Genomic DNA, 22,725 nt, shown 5'->3' with positions numbered 1-22,725 from the left:
CGTCAGCCTGCGCGGTTTTCATCGAGAGCATGGGCGGGAACGCGCCGTCCTTTCCGCTTGAACATCTTTTCCAGCCCTGCAAGATCAGGAATATCGGGAAGGGCAGCCAATGCAGCCTCTGCCTCTTTGCCGACCGGCAGTGCCATGGCCGCCGTCACCAGCAGCGTTTCGCCGGAGGCGACGGTGCCGCGCAATTGCGGAACAAGGGTTCTGGCGTGGATAAGGTTGGTATTGGCGATTGCCTGATGGCATAGGCCTTCGCGCCGAATACCGGCCGAAAGATCGGCGATGATGCTGGTGTCAGTCTGTCCGTAACAGACGGCGCGACCTTCGCCCGCCTCGGTGCGGTCGCTATTGAAATTGGCCCGCTCTATGGCAAATCCGCCTTCTGATGTTTGCAAGGGGCGTGGGGTGCGGATGCGGTGCAGCCTTATGTGCCAGGGGTTTTGCGGCACGAGCCAGGTCTCGATCTCGACATCCGCCCATGGCCGCCAGCGGGAATAGAGGCAGTCTTTGGCAATCAACGCCTCTTCCATCGCCTCGCGGGTGCGGAAGTGCACCCCATCGTCGGAAAGGCCGAGCATGCCGTCGAAACTCGCGGCGGCAAAATGCCGGTCATCCGCTTCGATATTGAAGGCATAACGGGTGGAATAGACGAATTTCGAGTATTTTTCCTGCGCGCCGCGCATCCTGTCGTGCTGCTGTCCGGAGGATAGAACCACGATATTGCCGGGTGTATGAAAGGCCACCATGCCCGGCTCCGGTAAGGCAACCGGTTCGCTAAACGCCTGCGGTTCGGCTTCTTCCGCAGCCCAGAAGGGATGATCGGCGGGCAGCGCCAGCGGCAGGAAAAATTTAAGCGCCCAATAGGGCGAACAGGGAGAATTATAGCTCTCGCTTATCAGAAGGTTTGGATAGGCGTATCCAACTGACAGGACGCCATCGCGATCGGCGATAGGCCGCTTCGACCACCAGCGGATATGGCGCATGTAGTAGCCCTTTATCTCCGGCCACGGCAGCGCTTCCAAACCTGAAAAGGCGAGAGCGCCCCAGAAACCGCCTGCAGCAAAACGATAGGTCTGGCTGCGCCCGAAGGCGAGCGAGGCTCCGTCCGGCCCGAACCAGTGGCGCATGTCGCGGGCGAAGATGTGCGAGCGTTCCAGCAACCGTGTTTTTCGCGCGTCGTCCCCTTTCGCCAGCACGGTATAGATCAGACCGTAAAAATGCATGGCGAAGGGAATATAATGATCGACCCGGCGCACGGGCCCGTCTCGATACCAGCCATTGCCGATATCGAAAGCCTCGAGCTCATCGAGATAGGTCTGGGTCTTAGCGCGGTCGAATTCCACACCCACCTTTTCCAGTCCGAGATCGATCAGGACGCGGAAGAATTTCCAGTTATTGTCGACGAATTCCCGCTCGCGGGCGGCCAGCAGATAGGCGGCGACAGCCTGTTTGTCCGTTTCGGCGAGTGGCTCCCAGATATGCTCGGGAACCATGGCGAGCGCAAATCCTATGGCCGCCAGTTCGACCAGCCGCTGATGACGGTCGGCGGTATCGCCCCAATATTCGGGGTGAGCCGGGTTGGCGCCATTGGCCAGTCCACGCCGATAGAGATCCCAATGCGGAAAGTCATAACCACCGGCGGCAAGCGGGACGATGCCCCATAATGGCCGGGCAAAACCCTCCAGTTCCGCCGCAGGAAAATCGAAAATCGCCCCGGTTGCACCGAGCCGTACACGCGCGCCGCCGGGCGAAAAACAGGCAAGCAGCGGGTTGAAGAGATCGATCACCGCCTTTGCGAGATCGTCCCTGCTGAGCAGCGGATTGTGAAAGAGCGGATTGGCTGTGGCGGTCTCGTGAGGCACGGTTATGAATGTCCGGAATTCATGATCAAAGGAAGGGCCGCGGGCTTATCGCCCACGGCCCCCGCGATAATTATTTGATGGCTTTGACGCCGTCATTCATGTCCTTGATGCCGTCATCGATGGAGATATTGTCGGTCATCAGCGCGTCATGCACGCGGTTCAGAACGACCTCGATCTTGGCCGCATTCGGATTGACCGCCATTTCCAGATAGGCCTTGCCCGCCTGCAGCGCGTCCTTGCTGTTCTGATCCTGCGGAAAGCCCGGCAGCGCTGCGATCTTCTGAGCCACATCGTCGGTTCTGAGCGCGGGGAAAGTGCCGGTGGAGGCGATGATCGCCGCACCCTCAGGCCCGGTGACGAACTGAATAAAATCCAGCGCCGCTTCCTTGTGGCCGGAATTGGTATTCACCGACAGTCCGGCGATCTGCGCGGCCGTTGCGCCTGCCGCCACGCCATCCGGGTGGGGGAATTTCACGATACCCCAATTGACGCTTTTCGACTCGCCCGATTTCACCTTGGCGATCTGGGTTCCGACGAACCATGTGCCCATCGGCAACATGCCGATCGTTCCGTTGAAGAACAGGGCGGAATAATGGGTGTTGGATGTTTTCAGCGAGGCATAGGACGGTATCGCGCCGCTCTTTTGCAGGGCAAGTGCCCGCTCATACCAGGGTTTCAGGAATTCATAATTGCCGTCCACCAGCGTGTGCTTGCCATCCTGAATGCCGGGCAGTTGCACCGTCGAACGCCAGGTGTGCAGCAGCGCGCCATAAACGCGGTTGGCGCCCATGCCGCCTTTCAGCTTGCCCGCGATTTCATCGAATTGCGCCCAGCTCATGTCATTGGTGGGGTAAGGCACGCCCGCCTTGTCGAAAATATCCTTGTTGTAATAGACCACCCAGAAATCCGAGCGGAACGGCAAAGCATAAATCTTGCCATCGATGGTCAGTTCCTCGATCAGGCCGCCATAGGGGGCCGTCTCGATCTTCTGGTCCTTGATGAAACCACTGAGATCGGTGATGTTGCCGGCGCGCACCAGATTGGCGTAGCCGGGCACATCCTTGATGGTGACGACGTCGATATCCTTGGAGCCGCCGGTCAGCTGCGTGGATATCATCTGCGTATAGTCCTGCGAGCCGAGGTCCACCACCTCGAACGTCACATTCGGATGCTTCTGCTTGTAGGCCTCCATCAAAGGCTTGAAATAAGCGCCCTTATCCAGATCCCACAACGCCCATTTAAGCGTGACGGGTGCATCACCCGCAGCAAGCGCGGTTCCTCCCATGCCGATCGCAATGCCGAGACCGGCGGTTGCGAAAGCAAATGCACGTCTGGTTGTCGTAAACTCCATAGCCCGTTTCTCCTTCCCTGACTGATGTCGTTTTGATTTTGGTCTGCCTTAAGCGCCGCTCCCCGCCGGTTCGGGCATCCGCACACGCGTTTTCGCGGCGGCGTTTCTCGCCGCGAAGCACAGGGCGAACATGCCGAGCGAAAAATTGATGGTGGCCGGCATGAACACGGACACCGGATAAAAGAGGATATGTGCGAGCCAGAGCGCTGCGACGAAACCCAGCGCCGCCAGCATCGGCAACGGTTTCGTGAGTGCAAGAAGTGCCGCCTGCCGCAGGGTTTCCGAAAGCGGCAGGTCCTGCCTGGCCAGAACAACACTGGCATAGGCGCTGAGGAGGATGAGGAATAGAGTTACCGCAAGGCTGATCGCAAATGGCAGGCTGTAAGCGAGCTGAAGCCGCGCGGCCCCGGCATAGCTGACAGTCGCATAAGTACCGGCGCTCACCAGCAATGCGCTCAAGACCACAAGCGCGGTGCCGCGCAGGGCGAATTTTGGCAGGGCTTCGAGAAAGTCGCGCAGCAGATAGGTATTTTTGTCGTCCGCAAAGGAAACACAGATGCGGGCCATGGCGAACATCGCCGCCGGCATCGTCACCACCGGCAGACTGGCGATGAGGAACAGGAGATTGAGCTTCACCATCTCCCACCATTCGCGTTTGAGGATATCCAGGAAGAGCGCAAGGCCCGTCAGCGGTCGGGCGTTTTTGTCGATCCCGGCTCCTTCCTTCGTCCATAACCCTTCCAGCCATTGCATCGCGTTTCTCCCGGCCGCGTCAGTAAAGGATCGATCGTTCGGTCACAGGATCGAAAAGCTGCGCATTCGTCAGATCGGCCACCAGTTCGACGGGATCACCGATCTTGGCCCTGAAACGCGGCGAGACGCGCGCAACGAGGTTTCTGCCGCCGGAGACGAGGTTGAGATGCACTTCCGATCCCATTGGCTCCGCCAGTTCCACGGCGGCCGCAAAGGGAGAAACATTGCTGGCATCGATATCCGCGGGGGCGAATTCGTGGAAATTTTCCGGTCGGATGCCGAGAATGATGTCCTTTCCCTCGTAAGGTCGCAGACGCCCGGCATCGATATCGGTTGGCAGCGGTAGGGGAGTACCGTTGAACAGGGCGGTGAAACGGTCGCCGTCACGGCGCAGCGTCACGGGGAGCATGTTCATCTGCGGCGCGCCGATGAAGCCCGCGACGAACATGTTGATCGGCCGGTCGTAGAGGTTTTGCGGCGTATCCACCTGCTGGATATGGCCGTCCTTCATCACCACGATGCGATCCGCCATGGTCATGGCTTCCACCTGATCATGGGTCACGTAAATGAAGGTGGCGTCCAGCCGCTTGTGCAGCTTGGAAATTTCCGACCGCATGGTGCCGCGCAGCTTGGCGTCCAGATTGGAAAGCGGTTCGTCGAGCAGGAAAACTTCCGGATTGCGCACCATCGCCCGGCCGAGAGCGACACGCTGGCGCTGGCCGCCGGACAGCGCCTTGGGCTTGCGGTTCAGCAGATGGGTGATGTCGAGAATTTTCGCCGCTTCCTTGACCTTGGTATCGATGAGATCGCGCGGCGCTTTCCTAAGTTCCAGGCCGAAGGCCATGTTCTTGTAGACGGTCATATGCGGATAAAGCGCATAATTCTGGAACACCATGGCGATATCGCGATCCTTGGATGGCACGTCATTCATCACGTCTTCGCCGATGCGCAACTCGCCGCCGGAAATTTCCTCCAGCCCGGCGATCATCCTGAGCGTGGTGGATTTTCCACATCCGGAAGGGCCGACCAGAATAATGAATTCCTTGTCGGCAATATCCAGATCGATATCGTGAACGACCTTGAGTGCGCCGAAGGTTTTGTTGAGTTTTTTCAGGGAAATGCTAGCCATCTGTTCCTCGCGCTCACCAATAGGAAGACCAGTTGCGCGAAAGCCGGATCAGCGCTTCCAGATAATAATAATCGCCCCATGAGACGCACTCATCGACGCCTTCGCCCCGGCAGGTATTATGGGGCGTCTTCTTGGAATAGGTGCCGTGCAGAAGCTGCCCGTTGGAGATCGCGGGATCGCGAACCGAATAGATATCGGCAAGGCTTTTCACCATGCGCCTCGCCAGATTGCGGTATTCTTCTGCCTTTTCCGGCGTCTCCAGCTCCGCCATTTCCAGGAGGCCGCAGGCGACGATGGCCGCTGCCGAACTGTCGCGCGGCTCTCCATCGCCATCGCCATCGGCAAAGATCAGGTCCCAGTAGGGCACGAGATCGTCGGGCAGGCGTTTGAGATAGAAAGCGAGAAGCCGCTCGAACGTGTCGCGATACGCGGGCAGCCGCTCGTAACGATAGGAGATGGCCATGCCGGCGATGCCCCAGGCCTGTCCACGGGCCCAGTAGCTCTCGTCGCTATAACCCTGCTTCGTGACGCCGCGCACCGGCGCGCCGGTTTCCGGGTCCATGTAAAATGTATGATAGGTGGAATCGTCAGGCCGGACGGAATGGGCAAGTGTGGTGCGGGCATGGGCGAGTGCGACGGTCCGGTAGTCTTCCCGGCCCGTTTCGCGGCTAGCCCAATAAAGCAGCGGCAGGTTCAAAAGGCAGTCGATGATGTAGCGATATTCGTTGGGGTTGTCCCTGCGGCCCCAGGCCTGAATGAATTGCCCGACGGGCTGGAACCGCTCCATCAGCTGATCGGCCGCCATAAGCGCCGCGCGCCTGCCGTCTTCGTCTCCCACCAGTTTCCATGCGGCGATGCAGGAGGGCGAATAGAGAAAACCCATATCGTGATGGTCGGTCTCGATGCGGTTTTCGATACGGTGCAGGAAGCTCTGCACCTGTATTTGCGCCGCATGCTGAAAGGTCCTGTCGCCGGTATGTTCGAAGGCGAGCCATATCTGGCCCGGCCAGAAACCGGCGGTCCATTGGTCGTTGGCGACTGCCGGGTAAAAATTCTTCACGCTCGAATGGTTCTGCGCCGCGTAGGTGAATTGCGGCAGATTGCGCCTGACCTGCGCGATGGCGGCCGTCAGCGCAGCATCGATTTCCGCTATGGTGATCGGGGTTGGAAGGGACGTGGTCAAATCGAGCATGAAATCACCCCTTGAGGCCAGTGGAAGCGACGCCTTCGACGAAGAAGCGCTGCAATGCCAGGAAAACGACGAGAACCGGGATGAGGGCGACGACCGAGGCGGCCATGATCAACCCGTATTCGGCCGAATATTGCGAAATGAACATGCGCAGGCCGATCTGGATGGTCTTCAGCTCGGTTTTGGTGAGATAGATCATCGGCCCGAGAAAATCGTTCCAGGTTGTGACGAAGGTGAAGATCGTCAATGTGGAAAGCGCCGGTTTGGAAAGCGGCAGCATGATCTTCGCCCAGATCTGGTACTCGTTCATGCCGTCGATGCGGGCCGCCTCGCATAGCTCGTTCGGGATCGACATGTAGAACTGCCGCATCAGGAAGACGCCAAAGGCAGTGAAGGCCTGCAGGAAAATCAAAGCGAGATGGGTATTGTTGAGGCCGAATTCGCGCATCAGCAGGAATTGCGGCACCATATAGACCTGCCAGGGCATGGCGATGGTGGCGATATAGCCGAGAAACAACGTGTTCTTGTAGGGAAAATGCAGCTTGGCAAAGGCATAGGCCGCAAAGCTCGATGTCAGCAATTGCAGCAGCGTGACGATGATCGTCAGCTTCGACGTGTTGTAGATGAACAGCGCCAGCGGGATCTTCGTCCAGATTTCCACGTAGTTCTCCCAGCGCGGCTGAGAGGGTATCCATTCGATCGGGAAGGCGAAGACATCACGGCTGAGCTTCAGCGATGCCGACAGCATCCATGCGAAGGGCAAAAGCATGACGATGGTGACGACGATGACGGTCAGATAGATGCCGATCGTCGCGGTGGGGATTTTACGGCCCATGATGCGCATGGATCAATCCTCCCGCTGCCGTTTGAACTGGACGATGGTGACGACAAGGACCAGGAAAAACAGGACGAGGGCGATCATGCTGGAATAGCCGAGATCCCAGGAAATGAAGGCCTCATTGTAGATGTGGTAGACGAGAACGAGCGTCGAGGTGCCGGGGCCGCCCTGCGTGATCATGTAGACCTGATCGAAAACCTTGAAGGACTGGATCGTCAGCATGACGGTGACGAAGAAGGTCGTCGGCGCAAGCTGGGGCAGGGTGACGTGGATGAATTTCTGCCAGGCATTGGCGCCATCCAGCCCTGCTGCTTCATAAAGCTCCGAATTGATGCCCTGCAACCCGGCGAGATAGATGACCATGTAATAGCCCATGCTCTTCCACACACCGAAGAGAATGACCGTGACCATGGCCCAATGCCGGTCGGCCGCCCATCCCGGCATGTCGGCGGGATCGAGGCCGAGCGTATAGAGCAGCATGTTGACCGGACCCATCTCCGGATTGAAAATCATGTTCCAGACGACGGCCACGGCGACCAGCGATGCGACATAGGGAAAGAACATCGCCGTGCGGAAGAAATTGCGGCCGAGGATTTTCTGGTTGAGCAGGATTGCTAGCCCCAGTGCGCAGGCGAGTGTCGCCGGCACCGAGGCGACGGTATAGATGACGGTGTTCCAGAAGGCCGCGATGAAGGCCCGGTCCTCGAAAAGCCGCCAGAAATTATCGAGACCGGCGAAACGCATCGCATTGGAACCATCCCAATGCATGAAGGCCAGCGCGAAGGCGAAGATAATTGGTCCGAGCGTAAAAATCGCAAAACCGAGAAAATTGGGCGCAATGAAGGAATACGCGACGAGCGCATTTTCGATCCTGCGTCGCCGCTTGGAAACGACGCGGACTTTTTTCCTGCGATACGGAGCCGCCTGCTTGTCGGACATGGTCGCAGTTGCGATTGCCACAGCCTACCTCCCATTGCTGCCGTTTCACCGCATCATCGGTATCGGCTGCTGCGTTTTCCATTACGGCCAAGGTCTTCACCCTGCCGCCTCCCGCGCTCTGGATAACACAATATCGATATTGGTCAAACAACTTTGCATAAAGTCAGACAAATTTTCTGGTTTTTCAAAAATACGTATGATAGGAGCCGCATATCGGACTATGGAACGCGCGGGAGGTTCAGGGCGTGTTTGTCGAAATGATGCGGTTCTTGCCCGATCGGCTCGCCGATTTTGGTGTGGAGTTGACGGCACAGAACATACAGTCTTCAGTATCGGGCGCGGTTTCCCGCAGGCTCATCGAGGCGGCGGAGCAGGCTCTTGGCGAGCCCTGGTCAGTCATTCTGGCAGGCGATTACCGGGACTTTAGCCGAAGCGGCAATCGTGATCGTTTCGAAGGGCTCTATTTTTCCCGGCGTCAGAAGCTGAATGCATTGGTTCTGGGGGAGTGCGCCGAGGGTCAGGGCCGCTTTCTGGATGCCATCATCGACGGCCTCTGGCTGATATGCGAGGAAAGCGGCTGGCAATTGCCCGCCCACAATTCCTATGTTCGCGGCGGGCCGCGCGACCCGCTGCCCGATCGGGAAAACCCGGTAATCGATCTTTTCGCGGCTGAAACGGGCGCCAATCTGGCGCTGTGCCTGCACATGCTTGCACCGGAACTGGCGCGGGCAAATGCAAATCTCGTTTCGCGGGTCTACGCCGAGATCGACCAGCGTATCACGCGGCCTTATCTCGCCCGGCATTTCTGGTGGATGGGCAATGGTGACGAGCGGATGAACAACTGGACGGCCTGGATCACTCAGAATGTTCTTCTCTCGACCATGCTATCTCCCACTGACCAGCCGACGAGACGTTCGGTCGTCGAAAAGGCGCTCAAGAGTCTAGATGCCTTTCAGAAGGATTATGCAGAAGACGGCGCCTGCGAAGAGGGCGTTCTTTATTACGGTCATGCAGCACTTTGTATGTTCGGGGCGATGAGCATTCTCGAAACCTCCGCGCCCGGCTCCATGGCGCCGCTCTTTCATGCGCCGAAGCTTCGCAACATGGCCGAATTCATCGTCAACATGCATGTGGCGGGGGACAAGTTTTTCAACTTCGCCGATGCGCCGGCGAAGATCGAGACATCCGGCGTGCGGGAATATCTTTTCGGCAAGGCCGTTTCTTCGCCGTCACTCCAGACTTTCGCTACCGCCTGCTGGAACCGCTCGCCGGACCGGCTTATGCACAAGGAGTGGAACCTCTGGTATCGTGTCCAGGCGGTTCTGGCCACACAGGAATTGTCTGCGCTCACTGCCGCCGACCCCGCAAAGACCGACATCGTCTATCCCGGCATCGGTCTGGCGATTGCCCGCGACGGGGTTTTCGATCTTGCCGTGAAGGCGGGCAATAATGGCGAGAGCCATAACCACAACGATGTCGGCAGCTTCACGCTTTATAAGAACGGCAGGCCGTTCATCATCGATGTCGGGGTGGAAACCTACACTGCAAAAACCTTCTCGCCGCAGCGCTATGACATCTGGACGATGCAGTCGGCCTTTCACAATCTGCCGACTTTCGGCGGCGTCATGCAGGTCGCCGGGGCAGAGTTTGCAGCTGCAGATTTTGTGACCAGGTTTTCTGAAGAAGAGGCGGAATTTTCTCTCGATATGGCCGGGGCTTATCCCAGCGTCGCGGGTGTTGAACATTATCGTCGCCGTGTCCGACTGCTGCGCGGCCGCCATGTGGAAGTCCTTGACGATTATCAGGGTGGCCGGGAGGCGGTTCTGTCGCTGATGGTCGCCGAAAAACCTGCCCTCATGCCGGGTGGCCTGGTCTTTGCGGGGCTGGGAGAGATAGCCTGCGAAGGCGCAGAAGAACCTGTCATCGAAGCCATAACAATCAACGATGCCCGCCTTCGCCAGTCCTGGTCGCAGGAAATCTATCGCATTCTCATTCCCATCAAAGCCGGACGTCTGTGCCTGACGATCAGTTAAGGAAGTGCCGATGAAGCTCACACTCAAGGTCGTCAATGCGGCGGGAGATGTTCTGGCGGAAGCCGGAGCGGAGGATGAAGCTTTGCTGGTCTATCGCGCAGAATATTGCGAGGGAGACAGGCTTGTCGTCGCGGTCTCGCAGCCAGGCCACATCTGGCTCGCGCTCGATGCCGGCATGCCGCCGACGCTGGTTTTCTTGCACGGGAACGAGTTCATCCTGCCTGTTCCTTCCGCTGCAAAGCGCAAATCCTATCCGCCGCAGGCCTTCAGCGGTAACCTTCACCGGATCGCTGCCCGCCGCACACTTGCTGGCGAGATTGGAGTTCGCAGGAATCTGGCCCTGAACCCGTTTGATGATCATGAAAACACCTCGCTGTTTCCGCATGTCTATGCGAGCACCGAAACGCGTGGGGAGGCGGCCTTTGCAGCCCGCAACGTCATTGATGGCGAAAAGGCGAGCGCCGGTCATGGTTTCTGGCCCTATACCAGCTGGGGCATCAACCGCGATCCCGAAGCCTCGTTGACGCTCGTATTCGGCCGCGCAGTCCTCATCGACCAGCTGACCTTTTATCTGAGAGCGGATTTCCCCCATGATGCCTGGTGGGAAAAGGCGAGCGTCACTTTTTCCGACGGTGAAAGCGCGAGCTTTTCCCTGCAAAAAACCGGGGCTGCCCAGAGTTTTCCGGTCGTGCCGCGCCGGGTGGAGTGGATCCGTCTCCATGATCTCAAGAAAGCAGACGATCCTTCGCCCTTTCCCGCACTGACGCAGATCGAGGTCTGGGGTGCGGATCTGCGGGAAGCACCGTAGTTCCTGATCGCGCCTTTCAGAGCATAGAGCGACGACGCAGTTTACCGGAAATCCCTTAGCTGTGCGCGATGCCGCGCAGGTCTCGCATCATGTCGCGGTAGCGGTGCTGGCTGCCGCGCAGATGCGCCTGCATCGCAAGCTTCGCGGCCTGTTCGTTTCGGTCGGATATGGCGATGACGATGGCTTCATGCTCCTTGTGGATCAATCGCCGGTAAGCTGTTTGGTCGTTCTCCACGGTTTCGGAAACCACGCGCGATTGTGGAATCACGGCCTGGCCGTGCAGTTCGAGAAACTGTGTGAAGAGCGGATTGTTGGTGGCGGCCGCAATGGCCAGATGCAGCGCGAGATCGGCTTCGCGAATGGATCGGTTTTCTTCGATACATTGCAGAAGCCGGGCGTGACAGTCGAAAATCGCCTCCTCCTGTGATGGCGAGCGGCGAAGGGCGGCGAGCCCCGCCGCTTCGATTTCGAGCGGCGTCCTGATTTCCAGCACTTCCAGATCGGAAGAGAGGCGGGCGCGGTCGATACCGGGCGTGGGTGACGCTTCCTTTTCACGCTTCAGCACGAAAATGCCTGCCCCCTGGCGAACTTCCACCAGCCCGTCGCAGCGTAGCGCCGTGACCGCCTCGCGCACAACGGTGCGGCTGACACCATGGGTTTCCGTCATCTCGATTTCGCTGGGCAAGCGGTCACCGGGTCCGTATTGCCCTGATGCAATCGCGTTTCTCAAACTGAGGCTAACTCTGCTGACCAGAGAACCGGAGGATTTGCTGCGCTGTTTTTGCTGTTCAGGCACGTCGGTCACCATGCATTAAAATCGAGGCAGGCGTGGAGCCTGTCAAATATGTATGATGAATTTCAATAAAACTCAATGATCATACCAATTTTACCCGCTTTCCTGCAGAAGTCGGGCAAGATGGCATTAAAATCTTCCCGACTCTGGCAGGAGACGCTAGGCTGGGCCGGCAAACTGCTCCGTGGAAACGGCATGCAACGCCCTGCCGGTTCTGAAAAAGCTCTCGATATTGCCGATCGTGGTGTCCGCGATGTTCGTGAGGGCTTCCTGCGTGAAGAAGCCCTGATGGCCGGTCACCAGGACATTGGGGAAGGTCAGCAATCGGGCGAAAACGTCATCGCGCAGCACGTCGTTGGAAAGGTCCTCGAAAAAGAGATCGGCTTCTTCTTCATAGACATCGATGCCGAGGCTGCCGATCGTGCCGTCTTTCAGACCCGCAATCGCGGCCTGCGTGTCGATGATGGCGCCGCGGCTGGTATTGACGAGCATCACGCCCTTTTTCAGCAGCGGCAGTGTCTCCCTGCGAATGAGGTGACGGGTCTCCGGTGTGAGTGGGCACATCAGCGCCAGAATGTCCGATGTCTGGAACAGTTCCTCGCGCATGACATATTCCATGCCCAGCGCCTCGCAATCGGGATTTGGCCGGAGATCGTGGCCGACGAGACGGCAGCCGAAACCGACCACAATGCGCGCGAAAATCGCCCCAATCTTGCCCGTACCCACAATGCCGACGGTCTTGCCGTGAAGATCGAAGCCAAGCAGCCCATCGAGGGCGAAGTTTCCTTCACGGACACGGTTATAGGCGCGGTGAATCTTGCGGTTGAGCGACAGGATGAGCGCCATGGTGTGTTCGGCAACCGCATAGGGCGAATAGGCCGGGACGCGCGCAACGGTCAGGCCGAGCTTTTCGGCAGTGGCGAGGTCGACCTGATTGAAACCGGCGCAACGTAGAGCAATGAGCCGAACACCCATTTCCGCCAGCTTCTCAAGCACCGGTCGCGACAGGTCGTCATTCACGAAGGCGCAGATCGCCGTCGCTCCCTCCGCCAGCGCCACGGTCTCGGGAGAGAGGCGTGCTTCGCAATATTGCATCCGCATGCCAGGGCGGGCGGCGGCGTCAAGGAACTGCCTGTCATAGGGTTTGGCGCTGTAGACCACGATCCGCATCTGTTTCTCCAGTCTCCAAACGAAAGCTGCCGTTACAGGGCGGTGGATCCGGCAGGTGGCCTAGCTGCGAAGGCCCGGCGCTTCCTGTCCCGTGCTTTCGACATATTCGGTATAGCCGCCGCCATATTGGTGGATACCATCAGGCGTCAGTTCTAGCACCCTGTTCGAGAGCGCAGCCAGGAAATGGCGATCGTGCGAAACGAAGAGCATCGTGCCTTCATAACCCGACAGGGCCTTGATCAGCATTTCCTTGGTGTCGAGATCAAGGTGGTTCGTCGGCTCGTCCAGCACGAGGAAGTTCGGCGGATCGAACAGCATGGCGGCCATGACGAGACGGGCTTTTTCACCGCCGGAAAGAACACGGCAGCGTTTTTCCACGTCGTCGCCGGAAAAGCCGAAACAGCCAGCAAGGGCGCGCAACGGCGCTTGACCCGCCTTCGGAAAACGCTCCTCCAGCCATTCGAGAATGGTGCTGTCGCCATCCAGCACATCCATGGCATGCTGGGCGAAATAGCCAAGCTTGACGCTGGCGCCGAGGGTGACATTGCCGGAATCCGGTTCCGCCGTGCCGGTCACCAGTTTCAGCAGCGTCGACTTTCCAGCGCCGTTGACGCCCATGATGCACCAGCGCTCCTTGCGCCGCACCATGAAGTCCAGCTCACCATAGATCGTGCGGCTGCCATAGGCCTTGTTGACCTTCTTCAGCGCCACGACATCCTCGCCGGAGCGAGGCGCCGGCGCGAATTCGAAAGCAACTGTCTGACGCCGTTTTGGCGGCTCGACGCGGTCGATCTTCTCGAGTTTCTTCACACGGCTCTGCACCTGCGAAGCGTGAGAAGCGCGGGCCTTGAAGCGTTCGATGAACTTGATTTCCTTGGCGAGCATGGCCTGCTGGCGTTCGAACTGCGCCTGCTGCTGCTTTTCGTTCTGCGCGCGCTGCTGTTCGTAAAAGCCGTAATCACCGGAATAGGTGGTGAGGTTGCCGGCATCGATTTCGATGATCTTGGTGACGATGCGGTTCATGAATTCGCGGTCATGCGAGGTCATCAGCAGCGCGCCGTCATAATTCTTCAGGAAGTCCTCGAGCCAGATCAGGCTTTCAAGATCGAGATGGTTCGAGGGTTCGTCGAGCAGCATCACATCCGGGCGCATCAGAAGAATGCGGGCAAGCGCCACGCGCATCTTCCAGCCGCCGGAAAGCTTGGAAACATCGCCGTCCATCATCTCCTGGCTGAAGCTCAGCCCGTCCAGCACCTCGCGGGCGCGGCCTTCCAGTGCGTAGCCGTCCAGCTCCTCATAACGCGCCTGCACTTCGCCGTAGCGTTCGATGATGGCGTCCATCTCGTCCATCCGGTCGGGATCGGACATGGCTGCTTCCAATTCGCGAAGTTCGGCTGCCACTTCACTGACCGGGCCTGCGCCTTCCATGACTTCGGCGACGGCAGAGCGGCCGGACATTTCACCGACATCCTGATCGAAATAACCGACCGTCATGCCCTTCTCGACAACGACCTGGCCCTCATCGGGCTGCTCTTCACCCGTTATCATCCGGAACAGCGTGGTCTTTCCGGCGCCGTTCGGACCGACAAGACCGATCTTCTCGCCGCGATTGAGCGCGGCGGAGGCCTCGATGTAGAGAATGCGGTGACTGTTCGACTTGCTGATATTTTCGATGCGGATCATGACAGGGCCTGTGAATGGGAGCGGCCCTCCTATGCCACGGGCCGCCGCCGCTGTCACCTGCCGTGCGTGTCTTGCCAGCCATGCAGTCTGGCAACATCAGCCCCGAAGCAATATCGCCCCGGGGATTTCCTTGTGCGCTTGTCAGTTGGTCAGCGTGGCCATGCTGCCGGCTGCCTTGCGGGCGATTTCACCAAATGCGGTGACGATCTGCTCCATGTTTTCAGGGGCGTAATAATTGTCGATGCTGGATGCGCAATATTGCAGCAGCGACTTACCCTTGTCCGGCGCCATGAAAGCGACGCTGAAAATCTTGATCCCATCTTTCTTGGCAGTCTCGCAGGTGGTGCGTACCGACTGGTCGATGCTCGAATTCCACGCGGCGCTGTTTCCCGTCATTTCACCGTCGGTCATGAGAACGATATAGCGCTCGAAGGATTCACTCCCCTTCGTTTTATGTGCTTTCGCTTCATCCGGGTTGGCTTTTTTAAGGGCGTTATATGCGGCGTTCAGGCTGCTGCGGGCGTCGGTGCCGCCGGACGGAAATTCCGGGATTTGTTTGTCGACATAGCTGGCAACGCTGCTGGTGCCCCAGCTGATGGTCTGCGCGGTATAGGTCTCATGGGTATAGACCGACGCACCCGTGCGAACGAGCTCGGAACCGCCGTTGGCGGTATAGGTCGGATCGGCCTTGTTCAACGTCGCGACCAGGAACCCGACGGCGGTTTTGAGCGATGTGGCCTTGTTGACATAGCAGGGCGATGTCTTGCCCAGATTGGGATATTTGATCCAGTTGTCAGCCGTATAGTTCTGGCATGACGTTTTTTTCGTATCGATGGTATCCGTCTTGAATGACATCGAACCGGAACGGTCAAGCGCCAGATACATGGAGATCGGTGCGCCCTTGTTGACGGTGCTCTTTGCGGTACCGGTTACCGAAAGATCGAGTGTTTTTGCGCCAATGAACCCCAGCAGTGGGTTGAGCTGTACCCGGTGGTTGATCGTCGTCTCGACGGTGTAGGTCTTGCCGCGGGCATTTTCCGTCGTCGTGATAGCGGTTGGAGAGTTCTGCTCCAGTTCCTTTTTCTCTTCCACGGTCAGGTTCTTTTCCATCTGGGCCGCAATGAAGTTCTTGGCGATTGCCCTGATCTGCTCGTCCGTCAGGTCGCCCATTTTCAAACGGGCCTCGGTCGCCGCCGCAAGGGCTGCAGAATCCGCGGTATTCTGCAGATCGGCTTTCACCTGCATCACATTCGCCAACTCCATGCCGGCGCCGGCAAAACCCAGCAGGACCGGCAGCAGAATGGCCGTCATCATGCCGAAATTGCCGCTCTTATCGGCAAGGAAACGGCGCTTCAATTTGTGAGGTGCGGAGGCGGTCATAGTGGTGCTCACCGATTAGAATATTCGATTGAGCGCAGGAAACCCGCAAACGATGTAGAATCCGCTAACGTGATCGGTTCAATTTTACGCAGCGTTCAATTTGGTGCAGTTTTCAAAGTATTTTCAAGAATTGTTTCGCGCGATGGCCGCAATAATACACATCGTATCATTACTGGACGGGGATGACGTCGACGGCCTGTTTTATCTGCTGGTTGCCATAGCTCTTCAAGACACCGATGACCGGGGCGACATCGGAATAATCCCGGCCATAACCGACGACGATGTGGTCGCTTCCCGCGACGATATCATTGGTGGGATCGAGCTCCAGATAACCGGCTGCCTCGCCGCACCAGATGCGAACCCAGGCATGCATGGCATCGGCGCCTTCCAGCCGTTCCTTGCCCGGTGGAGGAATGGTACGCAGGAAGCCGCTGACATATCCGGCGGGAATGCCGAGGCTGCGCAGCGCCATGATCATGATATGCGAAAAATCCTGGCACACGCCGCGCTTCAGCTTGAAGGCTTCCGATGGCGTCGTATCCACCGTCGTCGCCTCGCCATCATAGGTGAAATCCCTGTGGATGCGTTTGCATAGAGAGCGCGCGATTTCGCGAATGGTCATTCCGGGTTTCAGCAGCTCCCGGGCATAGGCGGATATCGCCGCGTCCATTCCAATCCTCGGGCTCGCGCCAATGAAATGGTGCGGCGACTGGGAATCGAGCGACCAGACATCGGCAAGCTCCTGCGGCAGGCGGTAAAGTTCTGGAGAGAAATCCGCTGTCAGCGCCGGTGCCTCCACCATCACGCGGGCCTGCATGCGGATGTCGAGTTTTTCATGCGGCGCGCGCAGATGCACCGAGGTCGCCGATTGATGAAAGAAATCATCGAAGGCGACACGTTCTTCCGGCGTCGGCGAAACATCGATGGAACCGGCGACAAGCCGCTGCCGGCCGGGAATGGAGAGCGGCAGAACGCGGATGATGTGGCGCGCGCCGTGGGCCGGTGTGTCGTAGGTGTAACCCATATGCAGGGAAAGGTCGTAGAGCATAGGATTATCCGAGATAGGTTCGGGCAAGAACATCGGAGAGATGTTCCATATCGGTTTCGAGCTGACGATAGATCGCGCCGTTCATGTTTTCAGGCGTCATGACCGCCAGCCCGGAATGCAGGCGCATCGCCTCGCGGTAGAAGGGCGACATCTGGCCATTGACGAAGGCGTTCGGAAGCTGCTCCACCTCGGTGCGGATCTCGTTCAGCTGGAACAGGATCGAACGGGGATTGAGCGGGTCGAGCGCCAGAAGATCGGTCACGGTCAGGCCGGCCGTGCTGACATTGTAGCGGCGGCGATGGGTCATGACGCTGTCACCGATTTCGAGCAGCATGTCATAGGAACCGTCAGGCGCATCCGGGCCGGTCATATGGCCGAGAAGACGTGTCATATGCAGGCCACGTTCGAGATAACGGCCGATCGACAGGAAACGCCAGCCGGTAAAGCGATACATGTTTTCGTGCACGAGACCGGCAAAGCCCGCAAGTTTGCGCAAGAGGATCGTCATGGCATGGGTGGCATCATCGCCGGGGGCCACTTTCGCGTGGAAGCGGCGGGCAGTCTTGGCAAGATCGTTCAGCGCCAGCCATCCGTCAGGCGAAAAGCGGTCGCGGATATTGCTGGCGGAATAAAGCGCGCTGTTGATGTTGTTCAACAGGCTTTCCGGCACGGCATCGTTCATCTCCACGTCCAGCGCTTCGAGATAATGCGTCACATGGGCGAGCAGCGGCTGGCGTGGATCAGCGGATTCGGCATAACGTCCATGCCAGGCGCGCAGGATGCGCAGGGCGCCTTCCGAGCGTTCGATATAACGGCCAAGCCAGAAGAGATTGTCGGCCGCACGGCTTGGCAGGCTTCCGGGCATGTTGCGGGTGAAGCTCTCCTCTGCGGGCAGAAGCGTGGTGCGTTCCACCGGCTTGTCGCTGACGATCCAGACATCCGCCGCGCTTCCGCCAGATTGCATGGCGATTGCGGAAACGTCGTCGCCGCTTCCAATCCGTGCGAAGCCACCCGGCATGATCTGCCAGCCATCCTGGGTGCGGGCGGCAAAAACGCGAAGGCTCATCGGGCGCGGCACGAGCTTGTTGCCGATATAGGCCGGGGTGGTTGAAAGCTTTACCACTTCCTGCCCGACCAGCCTGTGGCCGTCGGAGGCAAGCCAGTCGCTGATCGATTCCTTTGCCGTTTCCCGCAGCGAAGAGCCGAGCACGGATTGGCCGTTATCGTCAAAGAAAGGCATCCGCGAATAGGCCGGGCCGATGACCATGCCTTCGATATTGCCGGCAACATGGCGGCGCTCGGCCTCCTGCCCGCACCACCAGGTGGCGATGGAGGGCAGCTTCAGTTCCTCGCCCAGAATGTGGCGGCAGATGCGCGGCATGAAGGCGAGCAGCGCCCGCGTTTCGAGAATGCCGCTGCCAAGTGCGTTGACGATGGTCAGCGCTTCATTGCGCAGCGCCTGCACCATGCCCGGCGTGCCGATATGGGATTGCTGGTTGAGTTCCAGCGGATCGGAATAGGAAGCGTCCAGACGCCGCCAGAGAACGCCGACGGGTTTGAGCCCCGCCACGGTTCTGACCATGACGCGGCCGTTGACGACGGAGAGGTCCTCGCCCTCCAGCAGCATGAAGCCGAGATAACGGGCGATATAGGCGTGTTCGAAATAGGTCTCGTTGGCGGGGCCGGGCGTCAGCACCGCGATGCGGTCGTCAGGGTGTTTCCGGTGCGCCTGCAGCGTATCGCGGAAAGCGCCGAAAAACGACGCCAGACGGTGCACATGGGTTTCCGCGTAGATGTCGGACAATGCGCGGGTGGTCGCCACCCGGTTTTCAAGCGCGAAACCCGCACCGGAAGGCGCCTGCGTCCGGTCGGCCAGCACCCACCAGTTTCCATCGGGGCCGCGGCCGATTTCAAACGAGCAGAAATGCAGATAATGGCCGCTTGCCGGTTTTACGCCGACCATGGGCCGCAGATATTCCGGATTGGAAGCGATCAGTGCCGGCGGCACGTAACCTTCCTTCACCAACCGGTTTTCGCCGTAGAAATCGGCGACCATGGCTTCCAGAAGATCGGCGCGTTGTTTCAGCCCTTCGGAAAGGACGGCCCATTCCCTGTCGTCGATCAGCACGGGAATATGGGAGATCGGCCAGTTTCTTTCGCTGCTGCCCTTGCCGTAATCGCGGTAGAACACGCCGGCATCGCGCAGATAACGGTCTGTGCGGGCAAAACGCTCGTGCAGTTCCCGTTCAGACATGCGCGACAGGGCATCGAGCAGGTTTTTCCAGACCGGCCTCACCTTGCCGTTGGTATCGAGCATTTCGTCAGCGACGCCCGGCAAGGGGGAATATTCAAGCCCGCGCGGTTGCGCGCTCGTTTCCGTTTTGCGTTCCGTTGCCGGGGCTTTGGACAATTTACACTCCGTAAGGCCGACGCAGATCGAGCGTCAGCGGAAATTCTGGCGACACGGTTTCCGCCTGTAGCGGATATTGCCCTGCCGTATGCCCCCATGGTTCGAAACGGGCGAGGCGGCGTGCCTCGGCCTCATTGCCGTTGACGGGAAAGGTCTCGTAATTGCGCCCGCCCGGATGAGCAACATGGTAGATGCATCCGCCGATCGATCGCCTCGACCATGTATCATAAATGTCAAAGGTCAAGGGTGAATTGACGGGCAGAACGGGATGCAGGCCGGAGGCGGGCTGCCATGCCTTGAAGCGGACGCCGGCCACCGCAACGCTGCGGTTTTCCGTCGGCGTCAGCGGAACGGCGCGGCCGTTGCACGCCACGGTGTAGCGGGCGGGATTGGAGGTCTCCAGCCGCACCTGCAGGCGCTCGACGGAGCTGTCGACAAAACGCACGGTGCCGCCAATGGCGCCCTGTTCGCCCATCACATGCCAGGGTTCCAGCGCCTGGCGCAGTTCCAGCTTCGCGCCCTCATATTCCACCTCGCCGAAGAAGGGGAAACGGAACTCCTGCTGGGCGGTGAACCATTCCGGTTTCACGTCGAAGCCGTTTTCCCTGAGATCGGCGAGCACATCCAGAAAATCCGCCCAGATATGATGCGGCAGCATGAAACGATCGGCGAGCGCTGTGCCCCAGCGCACGAATTTGCCGGCGACCGGGTTTTTCCAGAAGCGGGCAATGAGGGCACGCACCAGCAATTGCTGGGCAAGCGACATGCGTGCGTTCGGCGGCATTTCAAAGCCGCGGAATTCCACAAGGCCGAGGCGGCCGGTCGGCCCGTCAGGCGAAAACAGCTTGTCGATGCAGATTTCGGCGCGGTGAGTATTGCCCGTCACGTCTGTCAGCAGGTTGCGGAACAGGCGGTCGACCAGCCACGGCAGCGGCGGCACGCCCTCGCCGGGTGCGGGCACCTGCGCAATCGCGATTTCCAGCTCGTAGAGACTGTCATGGCGCGCCTCGTCGATGCGCGGCGCCTGGCTTGTCGGGCCGATGAACAGGCCGGAAAAGAGGTAGGAGAGCGACGGATGTCGCTGCCAGTGCAGGACGAGACTCTTCAGAAGGTCAGGACGGCGCAGGAAAGGGCTGTCATTGGGGTTAGCGCCGCCCACGACCACATGGTTGCCACCGCCGGTGCCGGTGTGGCGGCCGTCGATCATGAACTTGTCGGCGCCGAGACGCGACTGGCGCGCTTCTTCATAAACGGCGGTGGTGATATCGACACAGTCCTTCCAGCCCGCGGCGGGGTGGATGTTGACTTCGATGACACCGGGATCGGGCGCGACGCGGATGACATTGATACGCTCGTCATGGGGCGGCGCATAACCTTCGATATGGACGGGTAATCCAAGATTGGCTGCTGCCGCTTCCGCAGCGGCGATCAGTTCCAGATAATCCTCGATGCGCTCGACCGGTGGCATGAAGACGCAGAGCCGGCCATCGCGCGGCTCGACGGACAGGGCAGTGCGCACCGCGCCGCCGATTTCGCCGAGCGTCTGCTCTATGCGCTCCTGTCCCGCCCCCTCGCTCGCCTGGAAGGAAGCCTCAGGCATGGCGCGGCCCGATGGCGTCAGGACATCGGGAAGCGGACCTCTCGGGATCGAAGGGTCGGCCTCATGAATATAGGGATAGGCGGATGGCGGCACATGAGGCAGGGTGCCGAGCGGCAAGCGGTAACCCACCGGGCTATCACCGGGAACGAGGAATATTTTACCGCGTCGTGTTTTCCATTTTTCGCTGATCCAGCGCTTGCCGGCGGCGCGTGCATTCCACGCCTGAACGGGAAGAATATAGCCGGTCGGTGTCGTCAGTCCCCGCTCGAAGACGCGGGCAATGCGGTTTCGCTCTTCCGGATCTTTCAGTTTGGAATTGGACGGGTCGACATTGTCGGGAAGGCTGCCTTCCTTGATGATCCATTCGGCTGGATCCTCATAGGCCGGCAGCACCAGTTCCGGCTCGATGCCGAGGTGGTTGGCTATGCCGTCCAGCAATTTCTGCGCATCCTCCGCCCTGACGCCCGTATTGGCGCCCTCTTCGGCGATCAGCGCCGGGTTCTGCCAGATCGGCAGGCCGTCCTTTCGCCAATAGAGCGAGAAGGTCCAGCGGGGCAGGCTTTCGCCCGGATACCATTTTCCCTGTCCGTAATGCAAAAAGCCGCCCGGTGCGAAACGCTCACGCAGGCGGCGGATCAGGGCGTCGGCCTTTTCACGCTTCGTCGGCCCGACCGCGCCGGTGTTCCACTCGTCGGATTCGAAATCGTCGATGGAAACAAAGGTCGGCTCGCCGCCCATCGTCAGCCGGACATCATGGCTATTCAGAACCTCGTCGACCTCCTGGCCGAGCGCATTGAGTTCCTCCCAGCTTTCATCCGAAAAAGGTTTGGTGATGCGCGGCGTTTCGGCAACCCGGCGGACCTGCATATCGAAGGCGAATTCCGTGTTGGCATGGCCGAAATAGCCGCCGGAAATCGGTGCGGCATTGCGATAATGTGGCGTTGCCGCCAGCGGAATATGGCTTTCGCCGGTCAGAAGACCTGAGGTGGGGTCGAGGCCGATCCAGCCTGCGCCGGGCATATAGACTTCCGCCCAGGCGTGAAGATCGGTGAAATCCACCTCGGTGCCGGATGGGCCGTCCAGCGCCTTGAGGTCTGGTGTCAGCTGGATGAGGTATCCCGACACGAAGCGGGAGGCGAGGCCAAGGTGCCTCAGAACCTGCACGAGCAGCCAGCTGGTATCGCGGCACGACCCCTTGCCGGAGGCAAGCGTTTCTTCCGGCGTCTGGACGCCGGGTTCCATGCGGATGACGTAGCCGATCTCCTGTTGCAGGCGGGCATTGAGGCCAACGACCATGTCCACAGTCGGTTGCCCCGGTGTGCGGTCGACGGTGGCCATGAAGGCGGCGAGCAGTGGGCCGGTCGGTTCCGGCTTCATGTAGATGGAGAGATCGTCACGCAATTCCTGCGGATAATCGAAGGGCCACTTTGTCGCTTCTTCCTCCACGAAGAAATCAAACGGATTGTAAACCGTCATATCGGCGACAAGATCGACCTCGATCTTAAACTCCGTGGCCGGTTCGGGAAAAACGAAACGGGCGAGGTAATTGCCGTAGGGGTCCTGCTGAAGGTTCACGAAGTGATTGGAGGGTGAAACCTTGAGCGAATGGCTGATGACGCGGGTTCTGGAGTGCGAGGCGGGCTTTAGTCTTATGATCTGTGGTCCAAGGCGAACCGGGTTGTCGTATTTATAATGCGTCAGATGATAAATGCTCGCTTTGATCGCCATTAATC

The 22,725-nt window shown here is 59.2% G+C and carries 16 protein-coding genes; 2 read left to right on the top strand and 14 right to left on the bottom strand.

Going from position 1 to position 22,725, the window contains the following annotated elements; genetic code table 11:
- Positions 1-2: 2 nt before the first annotated feature.
- The 7 genes from QRN60_RS18535 to QRN60_RS18505 form a co-directional block, all read right to left on the bottom strand.
- Positions 3-1,868, bottom strand: a complete 1,866-nt coding sequence (locus QRN60_RS18535; protein ID WP_129565232.1) for a DUF2264 domain-containing protein — start codon at positions 1,866-1,868, stop codon at positions 3-5.
- A 70-nt stretch (positions 1,869-1,938) separates the two neighbouring features.
- Entirely contained in the window at positions 1,939-3,153 is a 1,215-nt protein-coding gene (locus tag QRN60_RS18530; RefSeq protein WP_404977917.1) for an ABC transporter substrate-binding protein, read from the bottom strand.
- A 114-nt stretch (positions 3,154-3,267) separates the two neighbouring features.
- Complete coding sequence (locus tag QRN60_RS18525; protein ID WP_129565234.1) at positions 3,268-3,972, bottom strand: YesL family protein; 705 nt, start codon at positions 3,970-3,972, stop codon at positions 3,268-3,270.
- Positions 3,973-3,991: 19 nt separating this feature from the next.
- Positions 3,992-5,101 carry an ABC transporter ATP-binding protein gene (locus QRN60_RS18520; protein ID WP_112294047.1) on the bottom strand — a complete coding sequence of 370 codons (1,110 nt, stop codon included), beginning with the start codon at positions 5,099-5,101 and terminating at the stop codon, positions 3,992-3,994.
- 13 nt (positions 5,102-5,114) lie between these two features.
- Positions 5,115-6,293 (bottom strand): glycoside hydrolase family 88 protein, encoded by a 1,179-nt coding sequence (locus QRN60_RS18515; protein ID WP_129565235.1) that lies wholly within the window; start codon positions 6,291-6,293, stop codon positions 5,115-5,117.
- Between the two features lie 4 nt (positions 6,294-6,297).
- On the bottom strand, positions 6,298-7,134 hold the full coding sequence (locus QRN60_RS18510) for a carbohydrate ABC transporter permease (RefSeq protein ID WP_003506013.1): 837 nt from the start codon (positions 7,132-7,134) through the stop codon (positions 6,298-6,300).
- Between the two features lie 3 nt (positions 7,135-7,137).
- The gene (locus QRN60_RS18505; protein ID WP_236773383.1) at positions 7,138-8,067 is read right to left on the bottom strand and encodes a carbohydrate ABC transporter permease; all 930 of its coding nucleotides are present in this window, start codon (positions 8,065-8,067) and stop codon (positions 7,138-7,140) included.
- Positions 8,068-8,312: 245 nt separating this feature from the next.
- Between QRN60_RS18505 and QRN60_RS18500 the strand changes: the two genes are divergently transcribed.
- Positions 8,313-10,100, top strand: coding sequence for a heparinase II/III domain-containing protein (locus tag QRN60_RS18500; RefSeq protein WP_129565237.1), 1,788 nt, complete (start codon positions 8,313-8,315; stop codon positions 10,098-10,100).
- Positions 10,101-10,110: 10 nt separating this feature from the next.
- Complete coding sequence (locus QRN60_RS18495) at positions 10,111-10,908, top strand: hypothetical protein (RefSeq protein WP_060723098.1); 798 nt, start codon at positions 10,111-10,113, stop codon at positions 10,906-10,908.
- 55 nt (positions 10,909-10,963) lie between these two features.
- Here the strand turns inward: QRN60_RS18495 and QRN60_RS18490 are convergent, their stop codons facing one another.
- The 7 genes from QRN60_RS18490 to QRN60_RS18460 all read right to left on the bottom strand — a co-directional run bounded on the left by QRN60_RS18490 (position 10,964) and on the right by QRN60_RS18460 (position 22,720).
- On the bottom strand, positions 10,964-11,716 hold the full coding sequence (locus tag QRN60_RS18490) for a FadR/GntR family transcriptional regulator (protein WP_020810734.1): 753 nt from the start codon (positions 11,714-11,716) through the stop codon (positions 10,964-10,966).
- A gap of 144 nt (positions 11,717-11,860) precedes the next feature.
- Positions 11,861-12,871 carry a 2-hydroxyacid dehydrogenase gene (locus QRN60_RS18485; protein WP_003506021.1) on the bottom strand — a complete coding sequence of 337 codons (1,011 nt, stop codon included), beginning with the start codon at positions 12,869-12,871 and terminating at the stop codon, positions 11,861-11,863.
- A gap of 60 nt (positions 12,872-12,931) precedes the next feature.
- Positions 12,932-14,554 carry an ABC-F family ATP-binding cassette domain-containing protein gene (locus tag QRN60_RS18480; protein ID WP_003506023.1) on the bottom strand — a complete coding sequence of 541 codons (1,623 nt, stop codon included), beginning with the start codon at positions 14,552-14,554 and terminating at the stop codon, positions 12,932-12,934.
- 141 nt (positions 14,555-14,695) lie between these two features.
- On the bottom strand, positions 14,696-15,934 hold the full coding sequence (locus tag QRN60_RS18475; RefSeq protein WP_112294043.1) for a vWA domain-containing protein: 1,239 nt from the start codon (positions 15,932-15,934) through the stop codon (positions 14,696-14,698).
- Positions 15,935-16,103: 169 nt separating this feature from the next.
- Positions 16,104-16,982 carry a transglutaminase family protein gene (locus QRN60_RS18470; protein ID WP_060723102.1) on the bottom strand — a complete coding sequence of 293 codons (879 nt, stop codon included), beginning with the start codon at positions 16,980-16,982 and terminating at the stop codon, positions 16,104-16,106.
- Positions 16,983-16,986: 4 nt separating this feature from the next.
- On the bottom strand, positions 16,987-19,392 hold the full coding sequence (locus tag QRN60_RS18465) for a circularly permuted type 2 ATP-grasp protein (protein WP_129565238.1): 2,406 nt from the start codon (positions 19,390-19,392) through the stop codon (positions 16,987-16,989).
- A 1-nt stretch (position 19,393) separates the two neighbouring features.
- Entirely contained in the window at positions 19,394-22,720 is a 3,327-nt protein-coding gene (locus QRN60_RS18460; protein ID WP_003506029.1) for a transglutaminase family protein, read from the bottom strand.
- Between the last annotated feature and the right edge of the window lie 5 nt (positions 22,721-22,725).

The organism is Agrobacterium sp. CFBP2214 (assembly GCF_030209895.1).
Taxonomy (GTDB): domain Bacteria; phylum Pseudomonadota; class Alphaproteobacteria; order Rhizobiales; family Rhizobiaceae; genus Agrobacterium; species Agrobacterium radiobacter.
The sequence above is the reverse complement of the archived record's forward strand: the minus strand, read 5'-3'. Positions and strand labels throughout refer to the sequence as shown.

Bases quoted from the DNA above. Each gene is read 5' to 3' on its own strand.
- QRN60_RS18460 (WP_003506029.1), bottom strand. From the start codon at position 22,720: ATGGCGATCAAAGCGAGCATTTATCATCTGACGCATTATAAATACGAC.
- QRN60_RS18485 (WP_003506021.1), bottom strand. From the start codon at position 12,871: ATGCGGATCGTGGTCTACAGCGCCAAACCCTATGACAGGCAGTTCCTT.
- QRN60_RS18480 (WP_003506023.1), bottom strand. From the start codon at position 14,554: ATGATCCGCATCGAAAATATCAGCAAGTCGAACAGTCACCGCATTCTC.
- QRN60_RS18510 (WP_003506013.1), bottom strand. From the start codon at position 7,134: ATGCGCATCATGGGCCGTAAAATCCCCACCGCGACGATCGGCATCTAT.
- QRN60_RS18525 (WP_129565234.1), bottom strand. From the start codon at position 3,972: ATGCAATGGCTGGAAGGGTTATGGACGAAGGAAGGAGCCGGGATCGAC.
- QRN60_RS18505 (WP_236773383.1), bottom strand. From the start codon at position 8,067: ATGTCCGACAAGCAGGCGGCTCCGTATCGCAGGAAAAAAGTCCGCGTC.
- QRN60_RS18515 (WP_129565235.1), bottom strand. From the start codon at position 6,293: ATGCTCGATTTGACCACGTCCCTTCCAACCCCGATCACCATAGCGGAA.
- QRN60_RS18520 (WP_112294047.1), bottom strand. From the start codon at position 5,101: ATGGCTAGCATTTCCCTGAAAAAACTCAACAAAACCTTCGGCGCACTC.
- QRN60_RS18490 (WP_020810734.1), bottom strand. From the start codon at position 11,716: ATGGTGACCGACGTGCCTGAACAGCAAAAACAGCGCAGCAAATCCTCC.
- QRN60_RS18470 (WP_060723102.1), bottom strand. From the start codon at position 16,982: ATGCTCTACGACCTTTCCCTGCATATGGGTTACACCTACGACACACCG.
- QRN60_RS18495 (WP_060723098.1), top strand. From the start codon at position 10,111: ATGAAGCTCACACTCAAGGTCGTCAATGCGGCGGGAGATGTTCTGGCG.
- QRN60_RS18530 (WP_404977917.1), bottom strand. From the start codon at position 3,153: ATGGGAGGAACCGCGCTTGCTGCGGGTGATGCACCCGTCACGCTTAAA.
- QRN60_RS18475 (WP_112294043.1), bottom strand. From the start codon at position 15,934: ATGACCGCCTCCGCACCTCACAAATTGAAGCGCCGTTTCCTTGCCGAT.